We start from the raw sequence: 11,491 nt of genomic DNA, 5'->3' as shown, positions 1-11,491 counted from the left end.
CAGATGTCCGGTTCAGTTCTTCGGGCCGACGAGAGAGGCGACTGCCTGCGAGGCGAGTTTCAGACGCTGGCGCACGACCGAGCGGCCGAGGATCGCCATGGAATCGAAGAGCGGCAGCGAGCGCGACGAGCCGGATACGGCGACGAAGAGCGGGGCCACAACGACCTTCAGCTTCTTGCCCATGCGGTCGGCGATGGCGCGCAGTTCGGCTTCGATCGTCTCGACGTTCCATTCGAGGATCTTTTCGAGGTCCGGCTGCACGGTGTTGAGGATCTCGAGGATCTCTTCCGGCGGCGACTTGATCTTGGCGAAGGCCGACGGGTCGAGGCCGAGGTCGGACTTCAGCAGGAAGCCTGCGAGCTCCGGCAGTTCGCCGAGCTTGGAAATGCGCGACTGCGACAGGCGGAGGCCGGCCTTCAGGCGATCGTTTTCCATCGCCCAGGTCAGGACGCGGGCCTGGAACTCGTCTTCCGACAGCTTCTCGCGGATCCAGCGGCCATTCAGCCAGTCGAGCTTCTGGATGTCGAAGATGGCGCCGGCCTTGGAGAGGTTTTCCGGGTCGAACTTGTCGGAGAGCTCGTCCATCGTCAGCAGCTCTTCGCCTTCGGCGATCTGCACGAAGAACAGGCCGAGGAAGTTCATCAGCGCTTCCGGGATATAGCCGAGAGCGGAGTAGTAGGAGATCGAGGTCGGGTTCTTGCGCTTCGACAGCTTCGACTTGTCGGCGTTGCGCATCAGCGAGAGATGCATGAACACCGGCTGTTCCCAGCCGAAATAGCGGTAAAGCAGGATGTGCTTGGGTACCGATGCCAGCCACTCTTCGCCGCGGGCGACGTGGGTGATCTTCATCAGATGGTCGTCGATGACGTTTGCCATGTGATAGGTCGGCATGCCGTCGCCCTTGATCAGGACCTGCATGTCGACGCTGTCCCACGGGATCGACACGTCGCCATAGACGCCGTCGTTGAAATCGCAGGAGCCTTCGGTCGGGATCTTCATGCGGATGACGGAGCTTTCGCCCGCTGCCATCTTGGCGCTGACTTCCTCGGCCGAATATTTCAGGCAGAGTCCGTCATATTTCGGCGCCTTGCCGGCGGCACGCTGGGCTTCGCGCATCTGTTCCAGGCGCTCGGGGGTGCAGAAACAGCGGAAGGCATGGCCCTTGTCCAGCAATTCCTGGCCGTAGGGCGTGTAGATGTCCTTGCGGTCGGACTGACGATAGGGGCCGTAGGGGCCGCCGATATCCGGGCCTTCCTTCCATTCGAGCCCGCACCACTTCAGGGCGTCCAGCACCTTCTGCTCGAATTCCGGGGTCGAGCGCGTCGCATCGGTATCCTCGATACGCAGGATGAACTCGCCGCCGTTCTTCTTGGCGAAAAGATAGTTGAAGAGTGCGATATAAGCGGTGCCGACATGCGGCTCGCCGGTCGGCGAGGGAGCAATGCGGACGCGGACGCCGGAAGCTGTCATTTTATGTGCCCGTCAAATGAATGCCGACGGCTTTTGATGGCAAAAGCGGCGTGCGGCGGGAAGAATGCAGATAACTGGATCAGGAAACCGGCCGGATAAGGGCAAATTGCGCACTTCCCCAGCGATTGTCCATTTGGCTGGCCTTAAGGCCATATTCGGCCGCTTGCGTCAAGGAAAATGGGCATCAGCGCTCATCGCACCGGCCAGACGTAGAGCAGCATGGGAACGCTGACGAGAATGATGATGAAGGAGAGCGGCAGGCCGAGGCGGGGATAATCGCTGAAGCGATATCCGCCCGGGCCGAAGACCAGCGTGTTGCACTGGTGGCCGATCGGGGTGAGGAAATCGCAGCCGGCTCCAATGGCGACCGCCATCAGGAAGGCTTCCGGCTTATATCCGAGCGTCTGCGCAAAGCTTGCGGCGATCGGCGCCATGACCAGCACTGTCGCGGCATTGTTGAGGAACGGCGTCACCGCCATTGCGGTGATCAGGATCAGCGCCAGGGCGCCAAAGGGTGGCATCTGCGCTGCGAAATGGCCGAGCCAGCCGGCGATAAGCTCGCTGCCGCCGGTTGTCCTGAGCGAATCCGATACGGGAATGAGGGCGGCGAGCATGATCAGGATCGGGCCATCCAGCGCCTTGTAGACATCGGCAAGCGGGATGACTCGGAAGACGACCATGGCGAGCGCGGCACAGAAAAAGGCGACGGCCACAGGCGCCAGACCCGCGGCGGTCGCGCCCATGGCGGCGGCGAGGATGATCAGCGGCACATAGGCGCGGCGTTGGGTGCCGAGCAGGATGTCGCGTTGCGCCAGCGGCAGGCAGGAGAATTCCTGCAGGAAGGCCGGCAGGTTTTTGCGGCTGCCCTGGAGCACGAGCACATCGCCGCCCTTCAGCGTCACCTCGCTGAGGCGCTCCGTCAGGCGATGACCCTGGCGACTGACGGCGAGCAGGTTGACGCGGCGGCGGTTGAAGAGCGACAACTGCCGTGCCGACCAGCCGATCAGCGTCGATTCCGGCGAGACCACTGCTTCGATCGAGGTGATGTCGCCATCCTGCGTATCCGCGGGAATCTGCTTGCCGGCGAGCTTCAGCTTGGCATTGGTCACGACGCGGTCGAGCGGTTCCGGACCGCCTTCGAGAAGCAGGGTGTCGCCCACTTTCAGGACGAGGTCGGGGATCGGCGACAGGCGGGAATGGCCGCGCAGGATCGCGGTCGCGACCACTTCGCCATCGCCGAGCTTCAGGATCTCGTTCAACATCTTGCCGTCGAAGCCGGAGCCCTCGACGACCGTTGCCTCCGAGAAATAGTTCTTGAGATCGAGCGCTTCTTCAAGCGACGGATTTTCGTTTTGCCGCTCGGGTACCAGCCAGTGAAAGAAGATCAGGAAGATGATGCCGACCAGCGCCAGCGTGGCGCCAACCGGCGTGAAGTCGAACATCGTGAAGGATTTGCCGGTGATTTCTTCGCGCAGCCGCGAGACGACGATGTTCGGCGAGGTGCCGATCTGGGTCATGAGCCCGCCGAGCAGAGCGGCGAAGCTCATCGGCATAAGATAGAGCGAGGGCGACTTTCCGGTCTTGCGGGAAAACTGGAAGGCAACCGGGATCATGATCGCCAGCGCGCCGATATTCTTGATGAATGCGGAGAGCACGGCGACGACGATCAGCAGCAGGGCGAGCTGCGTATGCAGCGAGTTCAGGTTCGGAAAGAAGCGCTTGATGGCGCTGTCGACGATGCCGGAGCGGGCGACGCCGGCGCTGACGACAAGCGCGCTGCCGACGATGATGACGATATCGTCGCTGAAGCCGGAGAAGGCCTTGTCGAAGGGCACGATGCCGACGCAGACGGCGAGCACCAGCGCGCAGCAGGCGACGAGATCATAACGGAAGCGGTCCCAGATGAAGACGGCCATCATCAGGCCAATGACGCCGAAGGCGAGAATCTGCGGGGTGGTCATGCTGCTCCAGGGGCTGGAATTCCGAACGCAGACGATGCTCTGCGACAGGAATAACTGTAACGCCGCCTGCGCTTATCAATCCCGCACGCGCATCATTGCTGCAGTTCGGCGAGCGCCCGGCGAAGCGGGGCGTCGGAAATCTGGATCATGCCGGCGAAGGGGATATCCATGTCGAGCACGAGATAGATCGATGCGGATATGAGAAAGGCGGCCACCAGGAACATCGACATGACGATGATGTTTTTGGGCGCGCGGAATCCGAAACTCGCGAAGATCAGCGTCAGCCAGGCCATCAGCATGAAGACCAGCGGCATTGGAATGACGCCTTCTGATTGCTCGACGATCACCCAGCGCCGCTCGACGATGGTCTTGTATTGCTGCCGGGCGTCGGTCCAGAGCGCGACATGGTTGGGATCGGTCGGCATCATGACGGCGATGTTGTTGCCAACGGCGTTGAGTGCCATTTCGGATTTCGGATCGCTCTGCAGCACGGGGTCGACGACGTGCATCGGGCCCGACAGGGCCTGTTGGACGTAACGGAGCAGGCTGGCGCGGGTGTCATCGGCTTCCAGCCCGTAGGTTCGGAGCGTGCGGTCGAGCAGGATGATCTCGGTGGCGAAGGAATGAACGCTGTCGTCGATGCCGGCGAAGGTGTTCTTCGAGGAGTTGATCATCAGGCCGAAGACGAGCGAGGTCATGACCACGAAGATGTTGGCGACGAGGCGAACGACCGTGTTCGTTTCCTCCTCGCGATGGCGGGCCGGCAGCCGTGGATAGATCATCATCGTGCCGATCGAGGCGACGGCCAGACACACAAATACCGATCCCGCGACAACGATCTCACGCACCCGAGATTTCCCCTCTCATCTCTCCGTGAGGCACGTTACCGCATGCTGAGGATTTTGGCATCAGGCCGGTTTCGAAGGCTGGACAAAGCGCGGCACGGGTATAGCTTCACGGCCCGACGTGAATGGAGACTGACATGACCGAGATCCTCGACATCCCCGTGAAGCTCGCCGATGGCCGCGAGACAAGCCTCAACGAACATCGCGGCAAGGTGATGCTCGTCGTCAACGTTGCCTCGAAATGCGGGCTGACGGCGCAGTATGAAGGTCTTGAAAAACTCTACGAGGACAAGCGCGAGCGCGGTTTCGTCATTGCCGCCTTCCCGGCCAACAATTTCAAGGGCCAGGAGCCGGGGACGGATGCCGAGATCGTCGAGTTCTGCCAGCTGACCTATGACGTGAAATTCCCGATCTACTCGAAAATCTCGGTCAAGGGCGACGACAAGCATCCGCTCTATCGCCAGCTGACGGCTGCAGCCGTGCCGACGACCGGCGAAGGGCCGATGCGTGACCGGCTGCGCGATCGTGGTCTGGCCGATGACGACGGCAAGGAAATCCTCTGGAACTTCGAAAAATTCCTGATCGGCCGCGACGGCAAGATCATCGCGCGTTTTGCGCCTGACGTGACCGCCGAGGATCAGCGGCTGGTGACGGCGATCGACAAGGAATTGTCGAAGGCCTGATCACTGCCTGCGGTAACGGCTGCGGAAGGCGCTCGGCGCCAGTCCCTCGCGGTTCTGGAAGAGCCGCGAGAAGTAGAAGGCATCATCAATGCCGATCTCCCGCGCGATCGTTTCGATCGGGAGATCGGAGGTGGTCAGCAATTGCTTGGCGTGGTCGATCCGCAGCCGTAGCTGGAATGCTTTCGGTGAGAGGCCGGTTGCGGCCATGAACCGGCGGCGCAAGGTCGCCGGCGACATGTCGAATTCAGCGGCGAGCTGCTGCATGTCGATTTCCCTGAAGGCGCGCTCGGCAAGAGCGGAAACGGCTGCGTCGATCCTGGCGCCAGCCAAAGTATCGGTGGCAGCATCCGCCTGCCTCGCTGACTGGACGACGATGCGGTGAAGCGTGGCGGCGGCCGAGCTCAATGCCAATGCACTGCCATCGGTAAAATCGGCGCGGAGCGCGGCAAAGAGCTGCTGCGTCTCGCGCAGATTGCTCAGCGCCACATGCGGTGCGGTCTCCGAGATCAGGCGCTGCCGGACGAGACTCGAGGCGAAGGACCCTTCGAACAGCGCCCATTGCTCCTCCCAGCTTTCACCCTCGGTGGGCCCGTAGGAATGCAGGCTGCCCGGCGCCAGCCAGAAAAGCGCCGGTCCCTCGATCGTAAGCCTGCCTGCCGCTTCGGTTTCCAACATGCCGCGTCCCGTTTCGACCAGCACCACCGCATGGCATGGCAGCCGGCGCTGCCGGACATGCACGGCGATCCGCTGCCGTCCGAAGCCGGTCACCGACAAGGCGGGCGGGCTGACCGATGGCGGCGACCGGTAGAGCGCGAGCGGCGGCGAAGTCATGAGCGAAAAGTCCAGCTGTGTTTTCTGTCCATGGTCATTCGCCCTCCGGAGCTGCAGTGTCGCCACATGAATTCGAAGGGAATGGCGATCGAAATGTCAAGTTTGGCTGTGAAGATGGCGACTGAAATGCCGGTGCTGAGGGCAGGTGGCAAGGTGCTCTCGACAGCGGAGAACCGGCTTGGCCATCTCGTTCCCACCGATCCGACGATCGGCATCGCGGCGATCCGGGAGCGCTACGAGGAGCATGGTTATGTCTGGCTGAAGCGGTTTCTCGATCCCGATGCCGTGAATGCGTTTCGCGGCTGGGTGTTCGGACATCTGGCCGGGGCAGGGCTGATCGAGCCGGGATCGGATCCGCATCTTGGTCTGGCCGCCGCTGGAGGAGGGGACCCGCAGCAGGCCAACCGCATCCTCATGTCGCTGGTTCGATCCGTGGCCTATGAGGGCTTCTGTTCACAGCCGCGGCTCGCGGCCTTCATGGATGAGTTCCTGTCCGGCATTTCCTATCTGCACAAGCGCAAGATCATGCGCCACACGATGCCGGGCAGCGCCACGGCGACGCCGGCGCATTATGATCTCGTCTATCTGCGCGGTGGGACCAACCGCATCGTCACGGCATGGATCCCGCTCGGCGATGTGCCGGTCGAGATGGGCGGGCTTGTCTATCTCGAGGGATCGCATGCGATCGGCAGAAAGATGGAAGGGGAGTTCGCAGCGCAGAGCGCCGAACTTTCAGCCGAAGAGCGGATCAGCGCCTATAATCGCAACATGACCGAGGGCGGCTGGGTGTCGAAAGATTTGCCCCAGATGGCCGAGCGCTTCGACGCCCGCTGGCTGATCGCCGGCTACGAGGCCGGCGATGTGATGCTGCACAGTCCCTACATGATCCACGCCTCGACGGCGAACGAGAGCGCCGCGCGGCTGATACGTCTGTCGACCGATATCCGCTACCAGAATGTCGATGACGAGATCGACGCGCGCTGGGCCAATCACTGGAGCCTGGGAGACATGCTGTAGGCGCGGCCGGAGCCGCGCCCTTTGCAGAAGCTAGTGGCTCCCGCTCTTCTTTCGTTTCCGGGCGTTTCTGGCGAACATGTTCAACACCTCGACGAGTGCCGAGAAGGCCATGGCGGCGTAGACGTAGCCCTTCGGAACATGGAAGCCCATGCCCTCGGCGATCAGCGTCGTGCCGATCATCATCAGGAAGGCGAGCGCCAGCATGACGATGGTCGGGTTCTTCTCGATGAAGTTCGCAAGCGGCGTCGCGGCGACCAGCATGACGGTCACGGCGGCCAGAACGGCGATGACCATGATCGGCAGATGCGGGGTCATGCCGACGGCGGTGATGATGCTGTCGACCGAGAAGACCAGGTCGAGGATCAGGATCTGCACGATCGCCGAGCCGAAGGTCGTTGTCGCCGAATTGGCGATGAAATCCTCGTTGTGATCGGCCGGATCGACATTGTGGTGGATCTCCTTCGTCGCCTTCCAGAGCAGGAAGAGACCACCGGCAATCAGGATCATGTCTTTCCACGAGAAGCCGTGGCCGAAGAGTTCGAAGACCGGAGCCGTGAGCTTGACGATCCAGGCGACGGTGCCGAGCAGGGCGAGGCGCATGATCAGCGCCAGGCCGATACCGACCTTGCGGGCCTTTTCACGGTGCTCGGGCGGCAGCTTGTTGGTGAGGATGGAGATGAAGATAAGGTTGTCGATACCAAGAACGACTTCCATGACGACCAGGGTCACCAGCGCCACCCAGGCAGCCGGGTCCTGAACCAGCATCATGATATCTTGCATGAATTGTTTTTCCCTTGCGCCACAGACAGCCGACGCCGAAATCTAGAGTGAAGGCGCTGAGATGCAAGCGCCGCAAGGGGTATACGAAAGCCGGACGGCATTTATTCCGCCGGTGATGGGGAGAATGAAGTGGGGACGCCGCCGATCCCTCAGGCGGGCTCGTTGTGCTTGGCGCCATAGGCGGCCATGAAGACGCGGATGGCGCCGTCGATGACGCGCTTTCTCTCCGCCTCGGACGGCGGCTCCGGCATGCTGCCGAAGAGGCGGAACTTGAAGAAGCTGCCGCTGGCGAGATCGAGGAACTGCCCGGCTGCCAGATCGACGTCAGCGATCTCGAGCTTGCCGGAATTCACGTAGCGCGTCAGATACGAGTGCAGCACCGTGCGCAGGTTCTCCGGTCCGTTGAAGAAGCGCTGACAGAGCTCCGGCATGCGGTCGCGCACGCCAAGAACGGTGCGCATGGCGCTGATCACCTTCTCGCTTGTGATATGCGAGATGAAGCTCAGGCCAAAATCGTGCAGGCCTTCCTCGACATTGTCATGATGTTCGAGAGCGACGCGCAGTGCGGCCACGAAGGCGGCGCGCTCGGTCTCGATCATCGCGGTGAAGAGCTCTTCCTTATTGGCGAAGTAGACATAGAGAGTGCCCTTCGAGACGCCGGCTTCGCGGGTCACGTCGTTCATGCTCGCTGCGTCGAAACCCATCTTCATGAAGACGCTCTTGGCGCCCTCGAGGATTTGCGTGCGCTTGGCCGGGTCTTCTCCGGCTGCCCAGCGGCCAGTGGCCACGGGCGTTTCGGCGGCTGAAACCTTGGACACTTCGGTCATCTTCTCCTTAACCATTTTTCGCACTTGCGAAGATTCTTTACTAAAATCGAACCGCTCGGTTCGATATGACTTGATATGGATGCAAAAAGGGCCTATGTCAACTGAACCGAACCGTTCAGTTCGATTAAATCTACTTCACAAAGCGGTGTTCGTCTATGTCCAGTCAGAAAACCAATGTTGCGCGCATCGTAAGCGATTCCGCTGAAGCCGAAGCGGCTCAGCCGGAAACTGCAGCCTCCGCGGATACCCCCACCGCGGAGGCTCGCAGTGCTCCCCAGCAGGCGCCGGCACCCGAGGTAAAGGTTGCCGAGCAGCCGCCGGTGAAAAAGAAGCGCAGCCGCGTTCTGCCGATCGTCGCCCTCGCCATTCTCGCCGGTGGCGGCTGGTACGGCTATGAATGGTGGACGAATGGCCGCTTCATGGTCTCGACCGATGACGCCTATATCGAAGGCGATATCGCGACGATCTCGCCGAAGGTCACCGGTTACGTTGCCAAGGTCAATGTCGTTGCCAACCAGCTGGTCAAGGCCGGCGATGTTCTCGCAACGCTCGATAACGGCGACTATCAGAACGCTCTCGATCAGGCTGAAGCGCAGATCGCCACCGAAAAGCTGTCGCTGAGCCGCATCGACGCTCAGGTCGATGGCGCCAAGGCGGCTCTCGCCCAGGCACAGGCCCAGAAGGTGTCTCTCGATGCCGCCGTCCGCGGCGCCGAGATCACCCAGAAGCGCCAGAGCGATCTGCAGGCAAAGTCGGTCGGCACCGCTGCCGATCTTGACACCGCCAACATCGCGCTCGATCAGGCCAAGGCAAACCTTGTTGGCGGCGATGCCAACATCAAGTCGGCGGAAGCCAACATCACGATCCTGGAAGCACAGCGCAAGGAAGCCGAAGGTTCGGTCCGTACGCTTGAGCTGCAGCGCGACAAGGCGGCCCGCGACCTGTCTTTTACGATCCTGAAGGCACCGTATGACGGTGTTGTCGGCAATCGCTCGGTTCAGGAAGGCGACCTCGTATCGCCCGGCCAGCGTCTGATGGCGCTCGTTCCGACCCGCCAGCTCTATATCGACGCGAACTTCAAGGAAACGCAGATCCAGCATCTGGTTCCGGGTTCGAAGGTCAATGTCCATGTTGACGCTTATGACGATCACGCGATCGTCGGCACCGTCGAGTCGATCTCGCCGGCCTCCGGCTCGGTCTTCTCGCTGCTGCCGCCTGAGAATGCGACGGGCAACTTTACCAAGATCATCCAGCGCGTGCCGGTTCGCATCGCGCTCCCGCAGGATGCGCTTGATACCGGCCGTCTGCGTGCAGGCCTGAGCGTCGTCGTCGATGTCGACACGCGCACGGCGCCGGACGCACAGCAGGCAAAGTAATCAGCCAGCCGGAGTAAGGCCAATGGCCGCGACCACCACTGCAGGAACCGTTCCCGGCGTAGGAGCCGAGGAACGGATGGACCCGCGCAAGCTCATCGCATTCTTTGCGATGGTGCTCGGCATGTTCATGTCGATCCTCGACATTCAGATCGTCTCGGCCTCGCTCGCCGAAATCCAGGCCGGCCTTTCCGCCGGCTCGGATGAAATCGGCTGGGTCCAGACCTCCTACCTGATCGCGGAAGTCATCATGATTCCGCTGTCGGGTACGCTCGCCCGCATCGTCTCGACGCGCTACCTCTTCGCCTTCTCGGCGGCGGGCTTTACGCTGTCGAGCGTGCTCTGCGCCACGGCGACGAATATCGACCAGATGATCGTCTACCGCGCCATCCAGGGCTTTATCGGCGGCGGCATGATCCCGTCGGTCTTTGCGGCGGCCTTCACGATCTTCCCGCCCTCCAAGCGCAGCGTCGTTTCGCCGATCATCGGCCTGATCGCTACGCTGGCGCCGACCATCGGCCCGACCGTCGGCGGCTATCTCAGCCACGCCTTCTCCTGGCACTGGCTGTTCCTGGTCAACGTCATCCCCGGCATCATCGTCGCGACCGTTACCTGGAACTTCATCGACTTCGACAAACCGGAGCTGTCACTTCTCAAGAAGTTCGACTGGTGGGGCCTGATCTCGATGGGCGTGTTCCTGGGCGCGCTGGAATATGTGCTCGAGGAAGGCAATTCGAACGACTGGTTCAACGACAACTATATCGTCATCGGTGCAATCGCATCGGCGATCGGCTGCGTGGTCTTCTTCTACAGGGCGTTCACTGTCGATTTTCCGGTCGTTGACTTGAGAGCCTTCGCCAACCGCAACTTCGCTTTCGGCTCGGTCTTCTCTTTCGTCATGGGTATCGGTCTCTACGGCCTGACCTACATCTACCCGGTCTATCTCGGACGCATCCGCGGCTACGACTCGCTGATGATCGGCGAGACGATGTTCGTCTCCGGTCTTGCGATGTTCTTCACCGCGCCGCTCGCCGGACGTCTATCGACGAAGATGGACCTGCGCCTGATGATGGTCATCGGTTTCGTCAGCTTTGCGGCCGGCACCTATATCATGACCGGGCTGACCGATGACTGGGACTTCTACGAACTGCTGATCCCGCAGCTGTTCCGCGGTTTCGGCCTGATGATGTGCATGGTGCCTATCAACAATATCGCGCTCGGCACGATGCCGCCGGCCCGTATGCGTGGCGCCTCCGGTCTCTTCAACCTGACCCGTAACCTCGGTGGTGCCGTCGGTCTTGCGATCATCAATACGGTTCTGACCAACCGCCAGGACGTGCATTACGAGCGCTTGCGCGAGAATATGGACTGGGGCCATCCGGCCGCGATCGACCAATTGAACAACCTGACCGCCAACTTCAATTCCTACGGGATGGACGGCGCATCGGTGGCGATCAAGCAGATGGTCGGCATGGCAACCAAGCAGGCAGTCATCCTGTCCTTCAGCGATATCTTCCTGATGCTGACCGTGCTGTTCATGGTCATGGTTCTCGGTGTGGCGATGATTGCCAAGCCTGCGCCGCAAGGCGGCGGAGGCGGTGGCGGCGGCCACTGATCGTCTGGTGTTCGAAATAACGACCGGCTTGGGAAACCAAAGCCGGCCGTTTTCCGTATATCGTGCATCTCTTTCGACCGGATGCCGCT

Annotated in this window: 10 protein-coding genes; 4 read left to right on the top strand and 6 right to left on the bottom strand. The window is 61.5% G+C overall.

The annotated features are described in order from the left end of the window. Positions 1–12 precede the first annotated feature (12 nt). The 3 genes from gltX to ACODR6_RS25940 form a co-directional block, all read right to left on the bottom strand. Complete coding sequence (gltX, locus tag ACODR6_RS25950; RefSeq protein WP_199628929.1) at positions 13–1,470, bottom strand: glutamate--tRNA ligase; 1,458 nt, start codon at positions 1,468–1,470, stop codon at positions 13–15. Positions 1,471–1,661: 191 nt separating this feature from the next. Beyond that, positions 1,662–3,431 carry an SLC13 family permease gene (locus ACODR6_RS25945; protein WP_489025181.1) on the bottom strand — a complete coding sequence of 590 codons (1,770 nt, stop codon included), beginning with the start codon at positions 3,429–3,431 and terminating at the stop codon, positions 1,662–1,664. A gap of 92 nt (positions 3,432–3,523) precedes the next feature. Continuing rightward, the gene (locus tag ACODR6_RS25940) at positions 3,524–4,279 is read right to left on the bottom strand and encodes a bestrophin-like domain (RefSeq protein WP_162708769.1); all 756 of its coding nucleotides are present in this window, start codon (positions 4,277–4,279) and stop codon (positions 3,524–3,526) included. Between the two features lie 134 nt (positions 4,280–4,413). On the opposite strand from ACODR6_RS25940, the gene ACODR6_RS25935 reads away from it, so the two are divergent. Continuing rightward, positions 4,414–4,959 (top strand): glutathione peroxidase, encoded by a 546-nt coding sequence (locus tag ACODR6_RS25935; RefSeq protein ID WP_199628930.1) that lies wholly within the window; start codon positions 4,414–4,416, stop codon positions 4,957–4,959. Here ACODR6_RS25935 and ACODR6_RS25930 read toward each other — a convergent pair whose 3' ends face one another. Then, positions 4,960–5,790, bottom strand: a complete 831-nt coding sequence (locus tag ACODR6_RS25930; RefSeq protein WP_489025179.1) for a helix-turn-helix domain-containing protein — start codon at positions 5,788–5,790, stop codon at positions 4,960–4,962. Positions 5,791–5,883: 93 nt separating this feature from the next. On the opposite strand from ACODR6_RS25930, the gene ACODR6_RS25925 reads away from it, so the two are divergent. Continuing rightward, entirely contained in the window at positions 5,884–6,807 is a 924-nt protein-coding gene (locus ACODR6_RS25925) for a phytanoyl-CoA dioxygenase family protein (RefSeq protein ID WP_489025177.1), read from the top strand. 30 nt (positions 6,808–6,837) lie between these two features. On the opposite strand, the gene ACODR6_RS25920 is transcribed toward ACODR6_RS25925, so the two are convergent. After that, complete coding sequence (locus ACODR6_RS25920) at positions 6,838–7,587, bottom strand: TerC family protein (protein ID WP_489025175.1); 750 nt, start codon at positions 7,585–7,587, stop codon at positions 6,838–6,840. Between the two features lie 149 nt (positions 7,588–7,736). Beyond that, positions 7,737–8,414, bottom strand: coding sequence for a TetR/AcrR family transcriptional regulator (locus ACODR6_RS25915; protein ID WP_112719771.1), 678 nt, complete (start codon positions 8,412–8,414; stop codon positions 7,737–7,739). 155 nt (positions 8,415–8,569) lie between these two features. Here ACODR6_RS25915 and ACODR6_RS25910 point away from each other — a divergent pair, with 155 nt between their 5' ends. Beyond that, entirely contained in the window at positions 8,570–9,790 is a 1,221-nt protein-coding gene (locus tag ACODR6_RS25910) for an HlyD family secretion protein (protein WP_112719770.1), read from the top strand. 22 nt (positions 9,791–9,812) lie between these two features. Further along, the gene (locus ACODR6_RS25905) at positions 9,813–11,402 is read left to right on the top strand and encodes a DHA2 family efflux MFS transporter permease subunit (protein WP_130282259.1); all 1,590 of its coding nucleotides are present in this window, start codon (positions 9,813–9,815) and stop codon (positions 11,400–11,402) included. The last annotated feature ends 89 nt before the right edge of the window (positions 11,403–11,491 follow it).

It is taken from the genome of Rhizobium sp. FG96 (assembly GCF_057808655.1).
Note: the sequence above shows the minus strand (reverse complement) of the source record. Positions and strands in the feature narration are given on the sequence as shown.